Genomic DNA, 22,912 nt, shown 5'->3' with positions numbered 1-22,912 from the left:
GTCCTGAATTAGCTTTACACCTTCTGATCTGTTTTTCAGGAGGACATGATTGTTCGGCGGCTGTCGCCCAATGTTGCCTGGGTCATCGTCGGGGCTCCGGACTACCTCAATCGTTTTACCCCTTGCTCGATTGGGGTATCGCGATACGGCTACTGGTCTTGACCTCGCGTAACGACAAACTGGACTGGATGGAGGCAATACCCACCTGACGCCTGAGAACCTGCTCGATAAAGTCACTGTAGCTATCAAGATCTTCTGCCAGCACTTGCAGCACGTAATCGGCATCCCCGGTGATCTTGTGACAGGACAACACTTGGGGCAATTGCGCAATCACCGCCTCGAAGGCGTCCGGAGCGTGATCGGCGTGGGTGGAAAAACGGATGTGCACGAACGCCATGATATCCAGCCCCAGCATTCGTCGATCAAGGATGGCTTGGTAGCCCTTTATCACGCCCGCCTCCTCCATTCTCTTACGCCGCCGCCAGCAAGGCGTAAGGCTTAACGACAGCCGCTCACTGAGCTCGGCGTTGGAAATACTCGCGTCCTCCTGCAGCAACGCGAGAATCGCCAGGTCGGTGTCGTCGAGACTGATGCGTTTGGATGATTTTTTCTGCATTACGCCATTCCTGAGTAAAAATTCCCGATTAATCTAGTAAACCACGAAAACAAAGCAAAGAAAGCGCACCCCAGCCGGAACAGAATATTTGCACTGGCTTACATCAACGGATGCGCACAATGTTTACAGTTTTCAGTGATTCCCACCGTTTGCACCACGGCACCGAATTGAAAGACGGCGTGCTCAAGCCGTCCTTCGAACAGCCCAGTCGGGCCGATACCGTCCATCATCGGGTCAAACAGGTAGGGCTTGGCCAGATCATCGAACCGCAAGCATTTGATCGGTCGTGCTATGTCAACGCGCACAGCGAGCGCTACGTAACTTTTCTGGAATCTGCCTGGTCTGAATGGTGCGCAACCGGGCGCACCCACGATGCCTTGCCGCTGGTATGGCCAGTGCGTGATCTGGCCAACGAGCAAGTGCCGACTTTCATCGACGGCAAACTGGGTTTCTACGCCATGGACGCCGGCTCCCCGATTACCGCCACCACATGGCACGCGGTAAAAACCAGCGCCGATATCGCGCTGACCGGACTGGCGCTGATCGATGAAGGCCACGACAGTGCCTTTGCCCTATGCCGTCCGCCCGGCCATCACGCAGCACGTGAATACATGGGCGGCTATTGCTATCTGAACAACGCAGCCATTGCCGCACAGCAGGCCATTACCCAAGGTGCCAAACGTGTCGCGGTACTGGATGTCGACTTTCATCATGGCAACGGTACCCAGAATATTTTCTACGGGCGCAGTGACGTCATGTTTGTCTCGCTGCACGGCGAACCGACGGTGTCCTATCCGTACTACTCAGGCTACCGCCACGAAGTCGGCGCCGGCCACGGCGAAGGTTACAACCTGAACTATCCGCTGCCGAAGAACACCACGTGGGAAAGCTACCGCAACGCCTTGCTCCACGCCTGCAAGAAACTCCAGCAATTTGCCCCTGAAGTGCTGGTTATTTCACTGGGCGTCGACACGTTCAAGGACGACCCCATCAGCCACTTCTTGCTGGAAAGCGAAGACTTCATCGGCATCGGCGAGCTGATAGCAGGCGTGGGCTGCCCCACCCTGTTTGTGATGGAAGGTGGCTACATGGTCGATGAAATCGGGATCAATGCGGTCAACGTGCTGCATGGCTACGAGAGCAAACGCGCCTGATTCATCCCCTGAATCGCAGCGCTTCAACTATTGAATCGGAGAATAAAAACATGACTCTTTTTATCGATGTCGATCATGCCGCACGCCTGTTCGCCAAGGTGGGAATCCGCCGGGCTATCCGCGAAATGGCGGCTTACATCGAAGCTGACTATTCACGCTGGGCACAGTTTGATAAGTCACCTCGCACCGCCAATCATTCGGCCGCCGGTGTGATCGAGTTGATGCCGACCGACGATGGCCAACAGTACTCGTTCAAATACGTGAATGGACACCCGGACAACGGTCAAAGGGACTTGCTGACGGTCATGGCCTTCGGTGTCCTGGCCGATGTCCACAGTGGCTATCCAACCCTGCTCAGTGAACTGACGCTGACCACAGCCGTGCGCACTGCCGCGACCTCTGCCTTGGTCGCGCAGTCTCTGGCGCGCCCCGGTGCAAGCATCATGGCAATTATCGGCAATGGCGCTCAGAGCGAATTTCAGGCCCTCGCCTTCCACGAAATGCTGTCCATCAAGGAACTACGTATTTTCGATATCGATCGCGACGCTTCACTCAAGTTGAAGCACAACCTGTCCGCATTCCCGGATATCGAGGTGATTCTGGTCAACTCGGTACAGGAAGCGGTCAAGGGCGCGCACATCGTCACCACAGTTACCGCAGACAAAGCCTATGCGACGATTCTGACGCCCGAGATGATCGAGCCCGGCATGCATATCAATGCCGTCGGCGGTGACTGCCCGGGGAAAACCGAACTGCACGCCGACATTCTGCGCAATGCCCGGGTCATCGTTGAGTTTGAACCTCAAACCCGGATTGAAGGCGATATTCAACAACTGGAGCCTGACTTTCCCGTCGTGGAGCTTTTCAGGATTGTTCAGGGTGAAGTCCCGGGCCGCGAGAACGACGCACAGGTCACCGTTTTCGATTCGGTGGGTTTTGCCCTGGAAGACTTTTCATCACTGCGCTACGTGCACGACCTGGCGCGCAAGCATGCCATCGGTGAGCGCATCCATCTGGTGCCGACGCCTGCCAACATAAAAAATCTCTACCAACTGCTTGGGCAGCAACCAGCAGTTCTCTCGCGCCTGCGCACAGTCAGCTGATAGCCCCCTGAGCAAGTGCCAATGGGCCGTGCACCTTGTTAGCGGAGGAGAAACCCTGCCACCCCCAAACCACCACCGTCAGTAGCCGTTGCATCTCTAACAAGAACGCTAGACACCCACTTTCTGCCAAAACTCAAAAACATAAAATCAAGAGGTTTTGTAATGAAATCGACTCCATCCGAGCGGGTTGAACAACCCGCGCTGCAGCGCACGCTCAGCAATCGTCACATTCAATTAATGGCCATGGGAGGTGCCATCGGTACAGGCCTGTTCATGGGTTCCGGGAAGATCATTGCCCTCTCGGGCACGTCGATCATCCTCATTTACATGATCATCGGGATGTTCGTCTACTTCGTCATGCGCGCCATGGGCGAACTGTTGCTGTCCAACTTGAACTTCAAAAGCTTCGCGGATTTTGCCGGTGCTTACCTCGGCCCGCGAGCGGCATTTTTCCTCGGTTGGTCGTACTGGCTGAGTTGGAGCGTAGCGGTGGTGGGCGATGCCGTGGTGGTCGGCGGATTCTTTCAGTACTGGTTCCCCGATGTACCCGCCTGGATACCGGCCATCGGTATGCTAATGACGTTGTTTGCCTTGAACGTGCTGACCGTGAGGCTTTTCGGTGAAGTGGAGTTCTGGTTCGCAATCATCAAGATCATTGCTGTCGTCACCCTGATTGGGGTCAGCATGGTGCTGATTGCCAGCTCCTTTGTCTCACCCAATGGCGTCACGGCATCCCTGAGCCACCTGCTGGATAAACAGGCAACCTTCCCTAACGGCTTGTTCGGTTTCTTCGCCGGTTTCCAGATGGCCATCTTCTCATTTGCCGGCACCGAGCTGATCGGCATCGCTGCCGCCGAAACCCGTTCCCCCGAGAAGACCCTGCCTAAAGCCATCAATTCGATACCGCTGAGAATCATCCTGTTTTATGTGTTGGCACTGGCCTGCATTATTGCAGTGACTTCCTGGCAGCAGGTTTCGCCCAGCAAGAGCCCCTTCGTCGAACTGTTTCTGGTTGCAGGGTTTCCCGCAGCAGCAGGTATCGTTAACTTTGTGGTGCTGACGTCTGCCGCCTCATCGGCTAACAGTGGCGTATTTTCATCCAGTCGTATGCTGTTTGGATTGGCTAATCACGACAACGCTCCGGGGATTTTTCGGCGCCTGTCGAGCAGTAGCGTGCCCTTGCTAAGCCTGGCGTTCACGACACTGTTGATGTTGGTGGGCGTACTGCTGCTGTTCATCGTTCCGGAAGTCATGACAGCGTTCACCATCGTCTCTACCGTGTCGGCGATCCTGGTGATTTTCACTTGGTCGACCATCCTCGCGTCGTACATTGCCTATCGCAAAAGCCGACCCGACCTGCATGCGCAATCGACCTACAAGATGCCTGGTGGCGTGCCGATGGCCTGGTTCTCCCTGGCGTTCCTGGGGTTTGTTCTCTGCCTGCTGGCATTAAGACCTGACACTCGTATTGCCTTACTGGTCATGCCAGGGTGGTTCATTTGGTTGGCAATTGCTTATCAACTGACCCATTCCAGAAAGCTAAAATCCGCTGCTGGTTCGGCAAATCAGTACAGCTGATGTTCACCTGCCGCCTCTAAGTGCCGATGCAATGAAACGCGCTGCGTTGCGTCCCACTGCCAGCGGCAGGGCTCTTCACGCCGGACGTGTTCAATGTCGATTGCAGCCCTTCCCTTCAGGCGGCACGCACTTATGTCTGCCACCCAGGGGACTATCGGTTATTCAATCGACCAGAAGTGAGGATCTCCTCAAGAAAATCGATGAACACATTGATGCGGCTGGAACCCCGGTGATTGGGCAAATACAGCGCATTGATGCAACTGCTCGCACTGCCGGGATTGACTTCGTAATGCTCCAACAAACGTGTCAGCCGGCCTTCGGCGACATCGTCGCGCACCAGCCAGTCGGCCAGAAGGGTCACCCCGCCGCCAGCGATTGCCGCTTCTCGCAGGATGTCGGCGTTGTTACTTTGCAGGCGGCCGTGCACGTTGAGCTGGATAGTTTGCTCGTCGCCCTGGAACGTCCAGTGATGATGCGAACCACCGTAATCGAAGCGCAAGCATTGGTGCTCGAGCAAGTCACGGGGATGACACGGCGACGCATGACGGCTCAGGTAATCCGGGCTGGCCACCACCCAGCGCTGGAAGGCCCCTACCCGTTTACTGACGATGTCCTCACTGACCACCGACGATCCGAGACGCACGGACACATCGATCTGCTCGCTCAACAGGTCACTGACCTGATCGCTCAACGACACGCTTATTTCCAGTCCAGGATGACGCTCGAGCAATCGGCTCAGATGTGGCGCGATGATCCGCCGACCAAACTCGACGGGGACACTGATCCGCAGGCGTCCTTGCGCCTCGCTGCCACGGTCGGCGACCACGGCATCGGCTTCATCGATGGCCTCAAGGATGGCGACGGCCTTTTCGAAATAGGTTTGCCCGGCGACGGTCACGCTGGTGTTGCGTGTCGTGCGGTTGAGCAGACTGGCGCCCAGCTCGTTTTCCAGTCCCGCCACTTGGCGAGTGACCGAAGACGTCGAGATCCCGAGTTTGCGCGCCGCGGAGGAGTAACCGCCGCAACGCACGGTTTCAACAAACATCTTCAGTGCCAGCAACTTGTCCATAAGCGGAGCCCGGTCGAAAAGGAACGGTGATGATTGTGCATCACCGTTCGCCAGCCGTCTTGTATGACCGTGCTTCACCGAACTCCCCTGCGCCTGGCGCTCAGGCATTGGCCTTGCGACCCAGGAACATCGTCAGGGCCAGAGCCGGGAGCAATGCCACCGACACAGCAGACAGGCTCCAGCCGAAGTGTTCGTAGAGCGGGCTCGCCACCAGCGATCCCAAGGCACCGCCAACGAAGATGCTGGTCATGTACACGGCATTGAGGCGTGCCCGGCTATGCGGGTCGAGGGCGTACACCTCGCGTTGGCCCAGCACCATGTTCAGTTGCACGGCGAAATCCAGCAACACCGCGCACACCACCAGCCACAGGTAGCTGCTGCCGGGCAGTGCGGCGATCAACAATGAAACCGGTGCCAGCAGCAGTGCGACCAGTGTCCCGCGGCGGCTGTGACCGGCATCGGCCAAGCGCCCGGCAATCGGCGCAGCGACGGCACCTACCGCTCCGACCAGAGCAAAAATCGCGACCTGCGCCTGGCTGAAACCGTGGTTACGCATCAGCTCAATGGGCGCGAGGGTCCAGAACAGGCTGAAGCTTGCGAACAACAACCCCTGATACAACGAACGTTGACGCAGCAGCGGGTGGCGACGAGCAAGGGCAAACACCGAGCCGATCAACGCAACGTAAGTCGCCTGATGCGTCGGCATACGTCGCGGCAGCACAGCCGCGGTGATCAGGGCGATGACCGCCATCAGTGCCGCCGCGCTGTAAAACACTCCGCGCCAGCCGAACACGTCCACCAGCAGGCTGGACAGCGGACGCGACAACAGAATGCCCAGCAGCAGCCCGCTCATGATATTTCCCACCACGCGGCCGCGCGTTGCTTCAGGCGTCAGGTGCGCCGCCAGTGGCACCAGAATCTGCACCGCGACTGAAGTAAGGCCGATCAGCAATGAAAAAACGAGGAACATCGACGGCGAGTGCGTCAGCCCGGCACACAACAGCGTAACGCTCGCCGCGAGGGTGAAGCCCACGACCAGACGCCGGTTTTCCATCAGGTCGGCTAGCGGCACCAGCAACAGCAGGCCCAACGCATAACCAAACTGTGTGAGTGAAACGATCAGGCTGGCATTAGCGCTGGACAGGCCGATCTGCGGCGCGATCAATTCGACAATCGGCTGGGCGTAATAGAGGTTGGCCACGACCGCGCCGCAGCAAAACGCCAGGAACGCGACCATCAGGCCGGAGAGTGAAGCAGGCTGTTCGGCCTTGGCCGCCGCTGCGGGGTTGCCCGTGAGCATCATGACACCTCGTTGAGTTCGGGAAAGTGGTGGCAAGGCTAAGGGCACGGGTCGACGCAGAGAATCCATCCCCCGGGCAATGGAGTGATGCGCCATCCGCAACGACCCCGGCGTTGCTGTTGGCGCAATGCGCTATTGCGCGACTTGGCAATACTCCGGCGTTTGCGCCTTCTCTACCCTTGGGCACTTGGCGCAGGGCTCTCCATCAGCGCCCTTCCCCGGCTACTCAAGGAGCTGTTCATGATCCCGAATCCATCATCAATGCCCACCGTGCGTCTCTCGCGCTTCCAATCCTCATGAAGGGCAACCTCCTGAGGTCCAGCCCCCTGTGGATCAGCGCGGCCGTCCTCGCTTCGATAGGCGCAATCGGTGCGGCGATGCTGATGTGGCGCCCGGCGATAGCGCCCATTGAGCGCCCGCGAGCGTTCGATTCCGCGCAATTGCAGCGCGGTGCGCGAGTTGTCGAGGCTGGCGATTGTGCGGTGTGCCATACGCGTCCCGGCGGTCAATACATGACTGGCGGACTGGCGTTGGTGACGCCGTTCGGCACGCTCTATAGCACCAACATCACACCCGACCCGCAGACCGGTATTGGCCAATGGTCACTGCCGGCATTCGAGCGGGCGATGCGTGAAGGGATCTCCCGCGACGGCCACTTCCTGTACCCCGCCTTCCCGTACGTTCACTACCGCGGCACGACCGCAGGCGACATTGCCGATGCGTATGCGTACTTGATGAGCGGCCCTGCCGTGGACTCGCCGGCCAGGCAAAACCGCATGAATTTCCCTATGAACATCCGGCCGCTGGTGTCGTTCTGGAATGTGCTGTTCCTGCATGCAAAGCCGCTGACGCCTGTGGCGCAGCAATCTGAAGCGTGGAATCGCGGGCGTTATCTGATTGAAGGGCCTGGCCACTGCGCGGGCTGTCATTCACCGCTGAACCTGATCGGTGCCGAGAAGTCCGGTAAAAGCCTCGCGGGCGGTGTTGTGGATGGCTGGGAGGCGCCTTCGCTGCTCGGCATGGCCCGTCGCGCAAACCCGTGGAGCAGCGAGCAATTGGTCCGCTATCTGCGGGCAGAAGTGGTAGACGGGCACGGCACAGCCGCCGGCCCGATGCGCCCGGTCAGCCTCAGTCTGGCTCGCTTGCCAGTCAGTGACGCAGAGGCGATTGCCGAGTATTTGCTGAGCCTGCAAACCAAGGCCGTGACCACCGAAACCCAACCCGGCGCTGCGAGCTTTGAGACCTACGACCAGACCAGCGGCGCCCTGCTGTTCGCCAGCGCCTGCGCTGGCTGTCACGCCCCAGCGGCGCCGATGCGCGAAATCGACGGACGTCCGGGGCTGAATCGCACGTCCGCGTTGCAAGCCCCGAGCCCGCGCAATTTCCTTAAAACGGTGTTCGAAGGCCTGCCGACAACTCCGGGTGTACCCGGACCGGTCATGCCGCCGTTTGCCGCCAGCCTGGACAACGTTCAACTCACAGCCCTGGCGTCCTACCTGCGCCAGCAAGCCAGACCTGACCAACCCTGGACAGAGCTTTCTTCCACTATTGAAGCGATACGTCAGGAGACGAAATGACCCCAGTCACGCTCAACGTCAACGGCTCGGCCCATGCCTTGGAGCTGGAACCTGACATGCCGCTGCTCTACGCGCTGCGCAATCACCTGGGGCTGAACGGCGCCAAGTACGGGTGTGGTTTGGGGCAGTGCGGCGCCTGTACGGTCATCGTCGATGACAAACCGGTCTTTTCTTGCGTGACGCCCTGCGCGGGCCTTGAAGGCAAAAAGGTTCGAACGGTTGAAAGCCTCGGTACCGCCGAACGTCCCGGCCCTTTGCAAAAAGCCTTTATCGACAAACAGGCGGCCCAGTGCGGCTACTGCATCGCCGGCATGTTGATGCGCGCGCAGTCATTGCTGGAAAGCACTCCGCACCCGGACGAACAGACCATTCGCGAGCACATGGCAGGCAACCTGTGCCGCTGCGGCACGCACCTGCGGATTATTGAGGCAATCAGCCTGGTAGCCAGGCAACACGGGAGCGCGCTATGACGGTGGTTAAAGAGGTCGATCACAGTCGCCGCGCTTTCTTGCGTGGAGGCGCCTTGCTAGTGGCGTTTACCCTGGTGCCGGTAGCGCGGCGTGCATGGGCCGACACCGAAGTGGATACCCTCGGCACAGTGGTGCTGGCGCCGGATCTTCCCGGCAGTCTGCGCACCAACCCCTATCTCGATGCGTGGATCCGCGTCGGTCCTGAAGGCATCACCGTCTACACCGGCAAGGTCGAATTGGGCACCGGCGTCAAAACTGCCTTGCTGCAAATTGCCGCCGAACGTCTGGAGGTCTCCCCGACGGCGATCAACCTGATGACGGCCGACACAGCCCTGACGCCCAACGAAGGCTACACCGCCGGCAGCCACAGCATTTTCGACAGCGGGACCGCTTTGTTCAACGCCGCGGCGCAGGTGCGCGAGTTACTGCTTCAGTCAGCCGGGCGCAGCTGGAAGGTTGCGCCGGCACTGTTGACGACTCAGGAGGGCATCATTCACGGCCCCACCGGACAACAAATGTCCTACGCCGACGCCGTCAAAAAAGTCGATCTGCACCTCTTCGCCAAGTCCGAATCGCCGACAATGCCTGCGACGCAATTCAAGCTGATCGGCCATTCCCTGCAACGGCTGGATATTCCGGCAAAAGTCAGCGGCGGTCCTGCATTTGTTCAGGACATTCGTCTACCGGGCATGCTGCACGCTCGGGTCATTCGCCCTCCTCGTCCCGGCTGCACGCTGGAAGCCTTCGACGCGGAGTCGATCAAAACGTTGGCCGGGGTTGTGCAGGTGATTCGCGACGGCAATTACCTTGCCGTGGTGGCGCGTGATGAATGGCAAGCGATCAAAGCCATGCGCAGCGGGTATGAATCAGCGCGCTGGAGCGGCGGACAAGCCATACCCGAGTCACGGGACATCCACGGATTGCTCGAACGCCTCCCTTCGCGCCGCTATCCGATCAGCCATGAGGGCACGCCACAGGTCGCGACCGACAGCAGCTATCGAGCGCGCGTAACCAAGCAATATCTGATGCACGGATCCATCGGCCCGTCCTGCGCCGTGGCCTGGTTCAAGGACGGCACCCTCACCGTCTGGACCCACACCCAAGGCGTGTATCCGCTGCGCACCGGGATCGCCGAGATGGTGCGGTTACCTCCCGACCGCGTTCGCTGTATCCACACCGAAGGGTCCGGTTGTTATGGCCACAACGGCGCAGACGATGCAGCGGCCGACGCGGCGTTGATTGCCATGCGAATACCGGGCACGCCGGTGCGGGTGCAGTGGATGCGCGAGCAGGAAAATCTCTGGGAGCCCTATAGCTCGGCGATGGTGACTGAAGTGCAAGCCAATCTTGATGCGCAAGGTCGATTGCAGGACTGGAACTATGAACTGTGGACCACGCCGCATAACGAACGCATCGTCAATGCGGGTAGATTGCTGCCTGCGCGACTACTGGCCCGCCCGTTCACCTCCGCGCCTTCAGTGCCCATCGCTCAACCTGAAGGAGACGGTGATCGCAATGCAGTGCCGCTGTACACGCTGGCATCCACGCGTATCAACTTGAACTTCGTCACTGAGATGCCGTTTCGCACCTCAGCCATGCGCTCGCTGGGCGCGCATATCAATATCTTCGCGATCGAAGCTTGCATCGATGAGCTTGCCGCCAGGGCCGAGGTCGATCCGGTTGCCTTGCGCCTTGCCCATTTGGCGGATCCCCGGGCACGGGCCGTGGTGGAGCGGGTTCGCGACGCCATCGGCTGGTCGCAAAAAAGCAGCGAGCCTGGCGCGGGCATCGGCATTGCGTTTGCCCGCTACAAAAACATCATGGGCTATTGCGCGATTGCGGTGCGTCTTCAGGTACATCCGCAGACCGGCGAAGTGCAGATCGATCACGTCGTCACGGCGGTGGACGTCGGGCAGATCGTCAACCCCGATGGCCTGCGCAACCAGGTGGAAGGCGGGATCATCCAGTCCACCAGTTGGACGCTGTATGAAAAAGTCGCCTATGACGCCGGGGGTATTCGCAGCTACGACTGGAGTGGCTACCCGATCCTGCGCTTTTCGCAGCTGCCTAAAAAGGTCGACGTTCATCTGCTCGACCAACCGGGACAACCGTTTCTCGGCGCCGCCGAAATCGTCCAGGGACCAATGGCCGCGGCCATCGGCAATGCCGTGGCGAGCGCCACCGGCCGGCGCTGGTTGAACCTTCCAATGACCCGCTCGGAGCAGCCGTCCTGACCTGCGCAGCGTTGCGCTTTACGCAATGCAGTGTGCTGGTTTTTACGGATTATCAAGCGGCATCCCGCGGATTAACTTACGGCCATCCGATACCTGAGCAAACGTCCGACGCCGCCCTGCTTCCTCTTTTCGAATACTGGAGAACACCTCATGACGCAGCACCTGTTCCAACCCATTGCATTGGGCCCGTACACACTCCCGCACCGAGTGGCGATGGCGCCGTTGACACGCTCTCGCGCCGGGCAACCGGGCGACATTCCAACGGCCATGAATGCCGAGTATTACCGCCAGCGTGCGAGCGCTGCGTTGATCATTACCGAGGCGACGCAGATTTCCCGGCAGGGCCAGGGCTATGCCTGGACCCCGGGAATCTACAGCGATGAACAGGTGCAAGCCTGGTGTGAAGTCAGCACCCAAGTGCACGAGGCCGGCGGTCTGATCTTCATGCAACTCTGGCACGTGGGCCGCGTGTCGCACCCCAGTTTTCAACCTGACAACGCACTCCCGGTTGCCCCGAGCGCATTACCCGTGCCGGGCAAGACGTTCATCGTCGACACGGATGGCAACGGTGTCTGGGGGGATGTGCCGGTGCCGCGAGCACTGCAGACCTCAGAGATCGCGGACATCATCAGCGACTACCGCCGGGCCGCTCGCAATGCGCTGAACGCCGGAATGGATGGTGTGGAAATTCATGCGGGCAACGGTTATCTGCTGGACCAGTTCATCAACAGCAACAGTAACCAGCGCGAGGATGCTTACGGTGGCAGCCTGGAAAACCGTGCACGCCTGTTATTGGCAGTGGTCGCTGCCGTGGTCGACGAAGTAGGCGCAGAGCGCGTGGGCGTACGCCTCACGCCGATGGGACGCTTCATGGGCATGGGCGATGAGACGCCGCAAGCGACGTTCGGCCACATCGTGCGCTCGTTGAACCAATGGACGCTGGCCTACTTGCACCTCGTCGAGCCAGCTGTCGTCGGCACCGTCAAGGACGAGAACTTCGATCCGCGCTGGGATGAAATTATCGGTCAATTGCGTGCGGAATGGGACGGCGTGTTGATGATCGCCGGTGGCTACGACCCTGAGACGGCGGAACAGGCGCTGATCGACGGCCGTGCGGACATCATTGCGTTCGGCAGACCGTTTCTGGCTAATCCTGATCTGCCACGGCGAATTCGCGACAGGTTGTTGCTCAATACGCCGGATCCGAGCACCTTCTTTGGTGGCGATCAGCGTGGATACGTGGATTACCCGGCTCATTCCTGACCTGGGTTCAATGGAATTGATCAGACTGAAAGTCGGCCGCCACCGTGGCGGCTAACTTCATCTCGGCCCGCAAAGTTCGCGGATCTGACGCTTCGTCCTGACCATCGCCCATGAACACACGCTAAAGCGGTGTGACCATGAGTTTCATAATTTTTAAGGCTTGCTTAAGGACTTTAAAGGTCGCCGGCGGACAGACTTTCCCTAACGATCAGGAGAGCTGCCATGAACCCGCAATCGGTGAATTCAGACCATCCATGTGAACTTGCGCGACCGCTGGGCGCCCTGTCCAGCTGGCAAGAGCGCCGCGCCAAGGAACTGATGCTGCGTGATATGGGCAGCTGCGTTCGCATCAGCGAGATTGCCGAACACTGCAACCTGTCGCGCAGTCATTTTTCCCGGGCGTTCAAAAAAGGTACCGGCCACTCACCGCAAGGCTGGCTGATGAGGATGAAAATCGAAAAAGCCAAAAGCCTGCTGATCACCTCGATGCCGATCACCGACGTCGTCTATGAATGCGGTTTCGCGGACCACTCGCATTTCACCCACACCTTTAGCCGGCTGGAAGGGATGACACCCAAGGCCTGGCGGCGGGCCGTTGATCACGTGATCACAAACCGACGTCCCAACACGCCAATGATTGATCGGGACATGCCAGACAGGAGAATTCCCGATAGCGTGGCCAACGACTTGCGACAACTTCGCGCGCAGGCGCTGCACGCGTGAACTGATCGAGACCGATAGAACGAACTCCTCCCCTTTGGCCGCTCATGCGGCCTTTTTTTATCCGGCGCTGGCCGCCGCGACCGGCAGATTGAAACAGATTCTGGCGCCCTGCTCGCTGTCCTGAACCACCAGCGTCCCGCCGTGCGCACCGATCACTGACCTGCAGATGGCCAGCCCCATCCCCATGCCGCTACCTTTGGTGGTGTAGAACGCATCGAAGATTTGCTCGCGCTGTTGTGCGCCAATTCCCGGCCCATTGTCCTGGAAGCAGACTTGAACATGATCGTCCTTGACCGCTGAGCCAATGATGATGCGTCCATCTGGCAACCCGGCTCCCGTGATGGCTTCCTGCGCATTAATGATCAGGTTGAACACCACTTGCTGGATCTGCACCGCATCGACCCACACCGGGCATTGCGCATCAAGACGGGTTTGCAGTTGCACGTTGCGGTTCGCCAGATCGGTGGCGGTCAGGCGCACGACGTCACCGATCAACTCGTCGATCTGCACCGGTAGCCGTTGCAACGGCGCCTGTTTGGCTAGCGCGCGAAGCGCCTGAACAATGTCGGCAGCACGGGCGCTGTCTGAGCGAATGTCTTCCAGCCCCTGAATCGCCTCTTCCAGATCGGGCTGATCGCGCTTGAGCCAGCGAAGGCTCGCCGAGGCGTTAGACAAGATGCCCAGCAACGGCTGGCTGATTTCATGGGCAATCGAAGCAGACAGTTCGCCCATGACTTTAAGGTGCGAGCTACGCGCCAGTTCTGCCCGGGAACTGCGCAAGTCCGCTTCCATTTGCGCTCGCAGCTGGGTGTCCTCGACCAGCCGCGCGTACAGCCGGGCGGTTTGCAGTGACACGGCAGCCTGGGAGGCTAGAATTTCCAACATGGTCAGGCGCTCGGCGCTGAACAGTTTGGGGACCAGGCTGTTTTCGAGATAGACCAGACCGATCAATGTGCCTTGTCTGAGCAACGGCAGGCACAACATGGAACGCGTCTGGCGCTGTAGAAGGTCGGCGCTGTAGGCTTCGGGACAATCTGCCCGGGCATCGTCGAGCACCAAAGTGTTACGGGTGCGCATGCTGGTGTTGAGCACCGAGGTCGGCGCCACCTGTTCAAGCGGCTGCCCGGTGTCCAGCGCGACCCGCACGTTGCCGGCCTCGACAGAAGCGGTTGCCGCGAGTTGCAGCTCGGCGCCGCTGACGATCATCAGAGCGCCATGATCAGCACCCGCCTGAATCATCAGGTGGTTCATCAGGGTTTCGACCAGTCGTTCCAGCAATACCTCTTGCGAAAGTGCGCGCGCCGCCTCGATTCCCACTTCAAGATCGAGGCGGACCTGGGTCACAGGCCGGACAGGTTCGAACGACGACTCTGCGCTCAGAAACGGGTGCAAGGCTTCCAACTGGCGGGCCTTGCCGTCGGCCCCCCAGAGGTTGTAGCAGTCGCGCGCCACGCGCAGGTGGTGATTGGCACCCGATACCAGCCCGTTTGGTAAGCAGATATCGGCCAGCTGCTCATGGGCCAGTGCCTGCTCGTGGATGAAACCGGCCGCCGCCGCAGCGATCTGCGACTGATCGAAGCAGCGGATAGCAACCAGTTCCTGACCGCGCAAACGGGCGATGACCCCTTCGATCAGCAGCAATTTGTTGCGGAAGGTTGTCGGGTTGAGCTCGACCCATGGCAGAAACCGCAGACGTTGCCGCTCGAGTTGTTCCAGTTTTTCGGCCACCTCCCCCGGTGCCTGTGCACTGCCCAGCGCCAGACCGTAGAACAGGTAGTAATCGGCGAGATTGATGTGCGCCGGAATGGACCAGGCCAGCGCGGCCGCCTCTTCGAAACGCCGCAATGCGTAGGGGATATCGCCGAAATGAAACGCAGACATGCCTGAATACAGCCACGTCCAGAACAGCGTCGGCTGTGACACGCTGGTACGGTCGATGGGGCCGAAACGGTCATGTTCAGTGCCGTCCAGTTCGGTCAGCGGCCGGTGCTGACGCCCATCGCGCAGATCGCTGGCGTACGCCTGTTGCGCCAGCAGGATGCGTTCGATGTCGATGTAGTGAAACTGACGCACCCAGGCCAGGCCATGCTCCAACTCGTTCAACACTCCTTGTAAGGGTTCTCCCATGAACAACAGATCGGAGCCGATGTGGTTGCAGGCATAACAGGACATACCCAAGTCACCGCCGGCCTGACCGCACTCGAATGCTGCGAACGCCTTCTGTCGGGCATACGCCATCGGTCGGGTCCACGGGCTCACCTGATCAAGCGCCACCAGCGTACCTGTGCGTCCGGCTTCGTAGCCGTGCTTGTCAGTGAGTTCAAGGGCCACTTCGGCGAAGGACTGCCCGTCCACATACTCGCCATAGCGCTCGGCAATCATCACGCCAAACCAGGCAAACCCGTAACCGCTGCTCGGCGTGGTGCCATGCATCAACGTAAGTTCGACCATTTTCGCCAAATGCAGAAAACGAATGTCGTCGTTGACGAAGAACGAGGAAATCAACGTGCTGAGCAACTCCATGGCCACTTCGACAGGCGGGTCATCGGCCTTGGGTAAATGCACCAGATCGGCGATGCGGCGCGCGCCCACGAGTGCGCGTACCTGGGCAAACGCGAGGCTCAGCTGTTCGTGCGAGGGCTTGCGCTGCAGGGGAATATCCAGCAGGGCCAACCCGGTCAGCGCCTCGGTTATCGCACCCTCGTAATCGGAGTGCAACGTGCGTAAGGTGGCCCGTAACCGATAGGTTTTAGCACGGTCGAGCCCTGTGGTGGCGTGATTCAGGCAGTCGTCGAGGCGGTGTTGGGCACTGGCCAAATCGGCCAGCAACATGTCGCATTCGGCAGCCAGCCATTGGGTGGCGAACGCCTGAGTGTAAAGGTTCGACCACCCCGTCTGCCCGAGCAGTCGCTCGGCCGTGCGCAGATAGCCCACGGCCTGCTCGACAGCGGCGGTATCCCTGGCGCGTTCGGCGGCTTCGACCAAAAGCTCAACGAACGCGGCGCGGCGATGCGCCTCCGGTTCATCGGCGTCAATGCGCTGAACCTGGCTGGCGACTTCAAATACACGCTCATGGCTCTGCGCGCCCCACTGATCAAGCATGGCGGCGGCAATACGGGCATGCTCGGCGGCGCGTCCCACTGGCGCAGCTAGCTGACAGGCTGCCTCAAGTACACGGTCGTGGGGAAACACCAGTTGCTCGCGCTCGCGCAACAGAAACCCTGCATCGACCAGGCTTTGCACTTCACGGTTGATCTGTTGCGGATCGCACGGTAACAACCGGTGCAGCAGCGACTCATCACAGCGTCCGCCGATATATCCGGCCGTGCGCAGCACTTCGCGTTCCATCGGTGCCAGCCGTTCGAATCGCTGCACCATCAAGTCCGCGACGTTATCGGCGTAACGGTAACCATCCACCTCCTCCTGATTCCAGACCCAGCGGCGACCGTGCACGTCGAAGCGCACCAGACGTTCATCGATCAACGCGCGCAACACCTGGCTGACGAAAAGAGGGTTGCCGGCCGTCTTGTAGTGCACGACTGGCGCGAGCGACTCGATAGCCTCGGGGTCGGTGTCCAGTTCAGCGGCGATCAGTTCCGCGACTGCTGGCACCGATAGTGGACCCAGCATGACGCTTGCACAGGGTAACGATTGCCCATGCTCCAACACCTGCAGCAACCCACCCTCACGCTGGAGGGACTGCGATTCGGCCTCACGGTACGCCAGAATGAGCGCCAGATGCCGGGGCGGCCGGGCGATGAAGGCTTGCAAGAACGACAGCGTCGAATCGTCGGCCCACTGCACGTCATCTACGAATAGCACCAGGGGTCGTCCCGGCTGAGCGAAGACTTCCAAAACATCGAGTAGCGTTTGATTGGCGCGATCAAGCGCATGCCGGGCCGGCATGTTCGGCAGTTCAGGCGCGACACCGATGACCAGCTCGGCCTCGGGCGCCAGCTCCGCCAGGAGTTTGCCCCGCCCCTTGAGGCGTTCGATCAGTTGCTCGCTCAGCGTCTCCAATTCCAGAGCCGGCTTGCCCAGCAATTGGGTCATCAGCGACTTGAAGATCTCCGCCAATGGCGCGTAGGGAATTTCCTGCTGCAGCAGATTGCTCTTGCCGCTGGCCCAGTAGCCGGGCGCCAGAGGCCGGACACCCTGGTGGATCAGCGTCGACTTGCCGGCACCCGGCGCGCCACCGACCAGCAGGACCCGGGCGATGCCATCGCTGCGCACCTGACTTATCTGCTCGATCAACTGCGCGCGTTCGGACTCTCGACCAAACAGAACTTCACCGCGGGCCACAGAAGGCAACGCATCGAAGGCACCCAGCCGAAACTCATCGATGCGCTCGTGGTGCAGCCACTGCTGTTGGCACCAGGCCAGATCCGCGGCCATCGATTCGGCGCTCTGATAGCGGGCACCCGGTTCCTTCGCCAAGCCTTTGAGCAGCACTTGGCAGATGCCTTCCGGCAGATCGGCAACATGGATTGCCGGTGATTGCGGTTGCACGGCGGCGTGCACGTGGAGCCATTGCGAGGGGTCGCGGGCGGCGAGCGGCAGTCGGCCGGTCAGCGCTTGATAGAGGATTACGGTCAGGGCGTAGATATCGCTGCGTGTGTCAAAACTGGCGGCATCGCGCCGTACCTGTTCGGGCGCCAGGTACGGCCATTGTTCCAGGCCGGGCAATTCAGCGGTGGGCACCTCTGCGGCATGACTGTGAAAACCCAGGAGTCTGACCGAATCGGCGGTTTCCACCATCAAGTGGTGAGGCAGCAGACTGGCATGTCGCACACCCGTTTTCTGGGCGCAGGCCAGCGCGTTGGCCGCCGCCACGGCGATGGCCAGCAAGCGCCCCAGCGGCAGCGAGGTGTCACCGACCAGGTCCATCAGCGGCGTCCCCGATGCGGGATAGATCAACAAGGGCCCCTCGGCCGAGCGGATAAACGCGACAGGTGCAATCGCCCATGCCGGATCCAGGCGCAGATGAAAATCCCGCTCCAGCCGCTGGCACGAGGCGGGCAGTTGAATCGGTGCCCGGGCGGCAAGCCAGTGTGTGCCCGATGGCCGGTCCTGAAGCGTGAACCAGGTCAGGTCGTTTTCCCGGCGCAGCATGGCGAAGGTGCAGCGTTCCAGCCAGGCTTCATCGTGGACGACATCAAGACTGCGGGAACCGGATGTTGAGAGAGGACGGCTGGACATGAACAATCACCGCTGAAGATTCGTTTCGGGCTGGGCCCTGGAGTATACGCAAGGCTCTGGCCCGACGGCTGCATGGGGGTAATCCTGTCCGTCATCGGCACCATGATGGCTGTCGTAATGCCCCGAAGCCGATGGTTTTTGCGCACTGAAACCAAGGCGCGTTATCCCTCGGGATAATTGCATTATGCGAAGCCGTCCCCTAGCGTGTAGCCCTGATGAATCGATGCTCCGGCGTCACTCTCCATCCACGCAGTGCAGAGGAACGCATGATCCGACTTGGCCAAGCCACTATTTCCCTGGAGCGGCGCGAAGCCTTTCTTGATGGACGGCCGCTACGTGTCGGGGGCCGCGCGTTCGAAATCCTCTCGGTGCTAATGCGGGCCGATGGCCGGATTGTCAGTAAAGACGAATTGATCACACAGGTCTGGCCCGACACCGTCGTCGAGGAAAACAATCTGCAGGTGCAGATCTCCTCACTGCGCAAGTTGCTCGGAGAAAAAGAACTCATCCAGACGGTCCCGCGCCGAGGTTACCGACTATTGAAAGAACGTGAACCGCCCCTGCCCCTGTTCCATCCGGTGGCACTGGGCCCTTTGGCGTCCGAGGATCAGGAGACGATCGATCCTGACAGCGTGCCGGTGTTCATCGTCGACGATGAAGCGACCGTGCGTACAGCACTCAGCCGACTGCTGCGGGCCGAAGGCATCGCGCACCGGATATTCGCCTCGGCCGAAGAATTGCTCAACGCTGACCTCGACGTCGGCCCCGCTTGCCTGTTGCTTGACGTCAGTCTGCCCGAGGCGACAGGCCTGGAACTTCAATCGGCACTCGGACAGCGCGGGCATCCGTGGCCGGTCATTTTCATGACCGGTTTCGGCACCATCTCGATGTCGGTGCAGGCCATGAAAGCAGGTGCGGTCGAATTCCTGACCAAACCATTCAACGACGACCAGTTGTTGGACACCCTGCGCGCCACCCGTCAACGTGCAGCGACGGCGTTCGAGCAATGGCAACGCATACAAAGCGCACGTCAAAAGGCCGCCCTGTTGACTCCCCGTGAGCGCGAAGTGCTGCCGCTGATCGTCGCGGGTCTGTCCAACAAGCACATCGCCAACCAGCTGGGCACCAGTGAAGTCACCGCGAAGGTCCATCGCAAACACATCATGGAGAAGATGCAGACGCGCTCGCTGGTCAATCTGGTCAAGCTGTATGGCTTGATCAGCACAGAGCCAGCGTTTGGCATGCAGGGTACTTCATGACTATGGAGACTGGCTGCGCCCCCCCCGAATCATCCCGTAGCACCATGATCATCGTCTGCATCGTGGACGACGATTCGTCCGTACGCAAAAGCCTGGCCAACCTGCTCCGGTCGGCCGGATACCGTTCTCGGGTGTTCGCCTCGGGTGAGGAATTCCTGGCCCTCGAAAACTTCGATGACGTTGCCTGCCTTCTGTTAGATCTGAAAATGAACGGCCTCTCAGGGCTGGACGTCATGCGCGCGCTGACGCTCAAGGGCAGAAAATTTCCGGTGATTTGCATGTCGGCACACTGGGATGAAGCCTCACTGGCCGAATCCAGCCGCTATGAGCCCATCGAATGCTTGCGTAAACCCTTCAGCGGCGATGTCTTGCTGAGCGCCGTCGAGTTTGCGCTGCAATGTGAGCGATGAACAATCACGTATTAGACGGCGATTGCGGCGTATCAGGATTAAGTTGCTGACGCCTGAATTGCCCTGGAGGCTGGCCGTGGATCTGGCGGAAGCGTCGCGAAAAATAAGCCTCGTCAGCGAAACCGCACAACCTCGCCACCTCCCCCACCGGTCGTGTCCCATTAAGCAAATAATTGCGTGCCGCGTGCATCCGGCGCTCGAGCACCAGCTCAGTGAAGGTCTTGCCGATTTCCTTGCGCAACCAGTGCGTCAGGTACGTCGGTGACAGGTACGTCGCAGCAGCCACCTTGATCAGGTTGAGGTCGGGGTCGGCGATGTTCTTGCGCAAGTATTCGGACATCCTGCTCAGCGCATCGCGTCGGCTGACTTCGGCGGCATTCTCTTCGGCCAACCGTTTGAGCGGCTCGGCATACAAGGCACAAACGCTCCCCACCAGTTGCAGCAACAACCCCTTGAGCATCTCGCGAGTGCCGAACTGACGGTTTTCATCGAGCACGCGCATCTGTTCGATCAGGGCACAGACTTTGCTGAAATCTTCATCGGCCAGAATGAAATCCAGATGCTCCTGAAAGCGGAACGGCGACAACTCCGGGGCCAGGAGTATCGAGACTTCCTCCAGGTCCATCGGATCGCACTGCAAATGCGGCAGCAGGAAAGTCTGGGAAAAGTTGATCACCATGAAATTGCTGTCGGCCGGATGCGGAATCACGTGCACGCGATGCGGCAGGATGAAGGCCAGCGTATTGTGCGGAAACGGACGTTCGACGTTGCCGATGTGCTGCACGGTATCGCCACCGAGGTTGACCTGGATCTGGAAATACTCATGGCGATGCGGGCTGGTTTCGGCGCGCCGACCCTTTTTGTCGCGGATGTAAAAGTCCGTCAATTCGCTGCGTTGCTGCATGACGTAAGTGGGCACTCGATCGGGTGACGACATCGCCTGGGATTCCTCGACAGGTACATGGACAGGTTGTCGTCGCGCCGGGATGCAAGCGGCGACTGCGGTGATTGTGAAGGCAGACACCGCTGGCTTCAACACGTCATAGGATGACAAGGAAATACAGAGAATTAATTGTATCCGTGTGTGATGTGTCGTCTGTCCAAAAAACCACGAGCACACATAAATATTTAATCATTTAAAAACAATGACTTATTAAACTAATAAAGCATAACCAAGGAAATTAGCTGATTTGATTTTTCTTGGACACCTGCATTGATCGCCTTTTCCAGAAGAAAAAACGATCTAACGCCTCCGTTGATTTTGAGAGGTTGTACGACCACTGTAACAACCAATGCAGCCCGACCCTTCCAAAAACAATCAACAGGTGCGCACGTGATGAATCTGTTTTTCCCCCTCGCCAACCCTCCCCCGATCGAGCAGGCCCGGAGGCGTATCTAAGCGCCTGACAGCGGCTGTCCGCGCCTCTCATTCAAGTAGCGATTGCTCTGCCCCGACACAGGGGGCATCGGCTTCGGCTGCGCGCGAACATCTCGATTCTTCTAACAATAAAAAGGTCTACTCATGTCGAACTCGCAAACCTCCCCGTCCACCGCACCGTCGGTGAGCGCCGGCGCCCGGGACGCCCTGTTGCCTCAGCGACTGCCGACACGTCGGCGCTGGTTCATGCTGTCGTTGCTGCTGATTGCAACCATCATCAACTACATCGACCGCGTGAACATCTCGATTGCCGCACCGTTCATGGCCAAGGATCTGGGCCTGGACAAGATCGAAATGGGCCTGATTTTTTCCGCGTTTGCCTGGACCTACGCACTGGCCTTGGTCCCCGCCGGGTTCATTGCCGATCGCTTCGGTTCCCGTTTCACTTACGGGGTGTCGCTGATCAGTTGGTCGACGGTCACCGTGTGCCAAGGCTTTGCCACTGGGTTCGCTTCGCTGTTCGGGCTGCGCCTGGCCGTCGGCGCCATGGAAGCTCCAGCGTTTCCGGCCAACAGCCGCGCGGTCACGGTGTGGTTCCCGGCCCGCGAACGGGGCCTGGCCAGCAGCATTTACGTGTGCGGCCAGTATTTGGGCACCGCGCTGTTTACCGGCGCGCTGTTATGGCTGGCGACGACCTATGACTGGTGCCATGTGTTCTACAGCACCGGGATTCTCGGGATTGTATTCGGTGTGATCTGGCTGTACCTGTACCGCGATCCGCTGAGCTGCAAGAACGTCAGCCAGGAAGAACTGAAGTACATCGAAGCCGGGGGCGGACTGGTCAAGAGCAGTCAGGAGCGCACCAAATTCAACTGGCGGCAGATCGCCGAGCTGTTCAGCTATCGGCAGATCTGGGCTATTTGCATCGGCAAGTTCGCCAGCACCTCGGCGCTGTACTTCTTCCTGACCTGGTTCCCGACGTACCTGATCGAAGAGCGCAAGCTGACCATGATCAAGGCCGGGATCTTTGCGGTGCTGCCGTTCGTGGGCGCTACCGTCGGCATTCTGCTGGCCGGCATCGTCTCCGACTTGCTGATCCGCCGCGGCTATTCAATGTCCTTCGCTCGCAAGTTGCCCTTGGTGGTCGGATCGATGTTGGGCATGTCGATTGTCCTGGTGAATTTCACCGATTCGAACGTGATCTGCATTGCCGTGCTCACCATTGCCTTCTTCGCCCAGGGAATCGCTTCGTCGTCATGGGCGGCCGTATCGGAAGTCGCGCCCAAGGAACTGATCGGCCTGACCGGCGGAGTCACCAGCCTGGCCGCCAACATCGGCGGGATCGTCACCCCGATTGTGATTGGCGGCATCGTCCACGCGACAGGCTCGTTTGCCTACGCCTTCTGGTTCATTGGTGGCGTGGCGTTGATGGGTACCTTGTCCTATTCGTTGCTGCTCGGTCGCCTGTATCGCATCGAACTCAAGGCGCGCTGAGCCAAGACACCGTTTTTCTCCAACACGAAGCGGCATTCGTCCAACTTCGCAAAAGATTGCCGCCTTACGCTGACGCTTCTAACAG

Annotated in this window: 16 protein-coding genes; 11 read left to right on the top strand and 5 right to left on the bottom strand. The window is 59.7% G+C overall.

Annotation, left to right across the window (positions count from 1 at the left end; all coding sequences use genetic code 11):
* Positions 1-115: 115 nt before the first annotated feature.
* Positions 116-616: an Lrp/AsnC family transcriptional regulator gene (locus ASC74_RS12230; RefSeq protein WP_056741597.1), complete on the bottom strand. Its 501-nt coding sequence runs from the start codon at positions 614-616 to the stop codon at positions 116-118.
* Positions 617-735: 119 nt separating this feature from the next.
* Between ASC74_RS12230 and ASC74_RS12225 the strand changes: the two genes are divergently transcribed.
* The 3 genes from ASC74_RS12225 to ASC74_RS12215 all read left to right on the top strand — a co-directional run bounded on the left by ASC74_RS12225 (position 736) and on the right by ASC74_RS12215 (position 4,451).
* Positions 736-1,770 carry a histone deacetylase family protein gene (locus ASC74_RS12225; RefSeq protein ID WP_056741596.1) on the top strand — a complete coding sequence of 345 codons (1,035 nt, stop codon included), beginning with the start codon at positions 736-738 and terminating at the stop codon, positions 1,768-1,770.
* 50 nt (positions 1,771-1,820) lie between these two features.
* Positions 1,821-2,873, top strand: coding sequence for an ornithine cyclodeaminase (locus ASC74_RS12220; protein ID WP_056741595.1), 1,053 nt, complete (start codon positions 1,821-1,823; stop codon positions 2,871-2,873).
* A 162-nt stretch (positions 2,874-3,035) separates the two neighbouring features.
* Positions 3,036-4,451: an amino acid permease gene (locus ASC74_RS12215; RefSeq protein ID WP_056741594.1), complete on the top strand. Its 1,416-nt coding sequence runs from the start codon at positions 3,036-3,038 to the stop codon at positions 4,449-4,451.
* Between the two features lie 151 nt (positions 4,452-4,602).
* On the opposite strand, the gene ASC74_RS12210 is transcribed toward ASC74_RS12215, so the two are convergent.
* Positions 4,603-5,520, bottom strand: coding sequence for a LysR family transcriptional regulator (locus tag ASC74_RS12210; RefSeq protein ID WP_056741593.1), 918 nt, complete (start codon positions 5,518-5,520; stop codon positions 4,603-4,605).
* Positions 5,521-5,620: 100 nt separating this feature from the next.
* Positions 5,621-6,820 (bottom strand): MFS transporter, encoded by a 1,200-nt coding sequence (locus ASC74_RS12205; RefSeq protein ID WP_056741804.1) that lies wholly within the window; start codon positions 6,818-6,820, stop codon positions 5,621-5,623.
* A gap of 377 nt (positions 6,821-7,197) precedes the next feature.
* On the opposite strand from ASC74_RS12205, the gene ASC74_RS12200 reads away from it, so the two are divergent.
* From ASC74_RS12200 to ASC74_RS12180, 5 genes are all read left to right on the top strand, one after another.
* Positions 7,198-8,397, top strand: a complete 1,200-nt coding sequence (locus tag ASC74_RS12200) for a c-type cytochrome (RefSeq protein ID WP_236713275.1) — start codon at positions 7,198-7,200, stop codon at positions 8,395-8,397.
* A complete protein-coding gene (locus ASC74_RS12195) occupies positions 8,394-8,867 on the top strand; it encodes a (2Fe-2S)-binding protein (protein WP_056741591.1) in 474 nt (157 codons plus the stop codon). Before ASC74_RS12200 ends, ASC74_RS12195 begins: the two co-directional genes overlap by 4 nt.
* Positions 8,864-11,101, top strand: a complete 2,238-nt coding sequence (locus ASC74_RS12190) for a xanthine dehydrogenase family protein molybdopterin-binding subunit (RefSeq protein ID WP_056741590.1) — start codon at positions 8,864-8,866, stop codon at positions 11,099-11,101. Before ASC74_RS12195 ends, ASC74_RS12190 begins: the two co-directional genes overlap by 4 nt.
* A 150-nt stretch (positions 11,102-11,251) precedes the next feature.
* Positions 11,252-12,364 (top strand): alkene reductase, encoded by a 1,113-nt coding sequence (locus ASC74_RS12185; RefSeq protein ID WP_056741589.1) that lies wholly within the window; start codon positions 11,252-11,254, stop codon positions 12,362-12,364.
* 222 nt (positions 12,365-12,586) lie between these two features.
* Positions 12,587-13,087 (top strand): helix-turn-helix transcriptional regulator, encoded by a 501-nt coding sequence (locus ASC74_RS12180; protein ID WP_056741588.1) that lies wholly within the window; start codon positions 12,587-12,589, stop codon positions 13,085-13,087.
* Between the two features lie 57 nt (positions 13,088-13,144).
* Here ASC74_RS12180 and ASC74_RS12175 read toward each other — a convergent pair whose 3' ends face one another.
* On the bottom strand, positions 13,145-18,199 hold the full coding sequence (locus ASC74_RS12175) for a trifunctional serine/threonine-protein kinase/ATP-binding protein/sensor histidine kinase (protein WP_056741587.1): 5,055 nt from the start codon (positions 18,197-18,199) through the stop codon (positions 13,145-13,147).
* Positions 18,200-18,552: 353 nt separating this feature from the next.
* On the opposite strand from ASC74_RS12175, the gene ASC74_RS12170 reads away from it, so the two are divergent.
* Both ASC74_RS12170 and ASC74_RS12165 read left to right on the top strand, forming a co-directional pair.
* Positions 18,553-19,545, top strand: coding sequence for a response regulator (locus ASC74_RS12170; RefSeq protein ID WP_056741586.1), 993 nt, complete (start codon positions 18,553-18,555; stop codon positions 19,543-19,545).
* A 44-nt stretch (positions 19,546-19,589) separates the two neighbouring features.
* Positions 19,590-19,955 (top strand): response regulator, encoded by a 366-nt coding sequence (locus ASC74_RS12165; RefSeq protein ID WP_056741585.1) that lies wholly within the window; start codon positions 19,590-19,592, stop codon positions 19,953-19,955.
* A gap of 4 nt (positions 19,956-19,959) precedes the next feature.
* On the opposite strand, the gene ASC74_RS12160 is transcribed toward ASC74_RS12165, so the two are convergent.
* Positions 19,960-20,892: a helix-turn-helix transcriptional regulator gene (locus tag ASC74_RS12160; RefSeq protein WP_056741584.1), complete on the bottom strand. Its 933-nt coding sequence runs from the start codon at positions 20,890-20,892 to the stop codon at positions 19,960-19,962.
* A 585-nt stretch (positions 20,893-21,477) separates the two neighbouring features.
* Between ASC74_RS12160 and ASC74_RS12155 the strand changes: the two genes are divergently transcribed.
* Positions 21,478-22,827 carry an MFS transporter gene (locus ASC74_RS12155; protein WP_056741583.1) on the top strand — a complete coding sequence of 450 codons (1,350 nt, stop codon included), beginning with the start codon at positions 21,478-21,480 and terminating at the stop codon, positions 22,825-22,827.
* Positions 22,828-22,912: the final 85 nt, after the last annotated feature.

The organism is Pseudomonas sp. Root329 (assembly GCF_001424925.1).
GTDB classification, from domain to species: domain Bacteria; phylum Pseudomonadota; class Gammaproteobacteria; order Pseudomonadales; family Pseudomonadaceae; genus Aquipseudomonas; species Aquipseudomonas arabinosi.
The sequence above is the reverse complement of the archived record's forward strand: the minus strand, read 5'-3'. Positions and strand labels throughout refer to the sequence as shown.

What these genes read in the sequence shown, in the direction of transcription:
- ASC74_RS12180 (WP_056741588.1), top strand. Translation starts at nt 12,587, where the DNA reads ATGAACCCGCAATCGGTGAATTCAGACCATCCATGTGAACTTGCGCGA.
- ASC74_RS12190 (WP_056741590.1), top strand. Translation starts at nt 8,864, where the DNA reads ATGACGGTGGTTAAAGAGGTCGATCACAGTCGCCGCGCTTTCTTGCGT.
- ASC74_RS12160 (WP_056741584.1), bottom strand. Translation starts at nt 20,892, where the DNA reads ATGTCGTCACCCGATCGAGTGCCCACTTACGTCATGCAGCAACGCAGC.
- ASC74_RS12200 (WP_236713275.1), top strand. Translation starts at nt 7,198, where the DNA reads ATGCTGATGTGGCGCCCGGCGATAGCGCCCATTGAGCGCCCGCGAGCG.
- ASC74_RS12205 (WP_056741804.1), bottom strand. Translation starts at nt 6,820, where the DNA reads ATGCTCACGGGCAACCCCGCAGCGGCGGCCAAGGCCGAACAGCCTGCT.
- ASC74_RS12170 (WP_056741586.1), top strand. Translation starts at nt 18,553, where the DNA reads ATGATCCGACTTGGCCAAGCCACTATTTCCCTGGAGCGGCGCGAAGCC.
- ASC74_RS12225 (WP_056741596.1), top strand. Translation starts at nt 736, where the DNA reads ATGTTTACAGTTTTCAGTGATTCCCACCGTTTGCACCACGGCACCGAA.
- ASC74_RS12230 (WP_056741597.1), bottom strand. Translation starts at nt 616, where the DNA reads ATGCAGAAAAAATCATCCAAACGCATCAGTCTCGACGACACCGACCTG.
- ASC74_RS12185 (WP_056741589.1), top strand. Translation starts at nt 11,252, where the DNA reads ATGACGCAGCACCTGTTCCAACCCATTGCATTGGGCCCGTACACACTC.
- ASC74_RS12195 (WP_056741591.1), top strand. Translation starts at nt 8,394, where the DNA reads ATGACCCCAGTCACGCTCAACGTCAACGGCTCGGCCCATGCCTTGGAG.
- ASC74_RS12210 (WP_056741593.1), bottom strand. Translation starts at nt 5,520, where the DNA reads ATGGACAAGTTGCTGGCACTGAAGATGTTTGTTGAAACCGTGCGTTGC.
- ASC74_RS12220 (WP_056741595.1), top strand. Translation starts at nt 1,821, where the DNA reads ATGACTCTTTTTATCGATGTCGATCATGCCGCACGCCTGTTCGCCAAG.
- ASC74_RS12155 (WP_056741583.1), top strand. Translation starts at nt 21,478, where the DNA reads ATGTCGAACTCGCAAACCTCCCCGTCCACCGCACCGTCGGTGAGCGCC.
- ASC74_RS12175 (WP_056741587.1), bottom strand. Translation starts at nt 18,199, where the DNA reads ATGCTGCGCCGGGAAAACGACCTGACCTGGTTCACGCTTCAGGACCGG.
- ASC74_RS12165 (WP_056741585.1), top strand. Translation starts at nt 19,590, where the DNA reads ATGATCATCGTCTGCATCGTGGACGACGATTCGTCCGTACGCAAAAGC.
- ASC74_RS12215 (WP_056741594.1), top strand. Translation starts at nt 3,036, where the DNA reads ATGAAATCGACTCCATCCGAGCGGGTTGAACAACCCGCGCTGCAGCGC.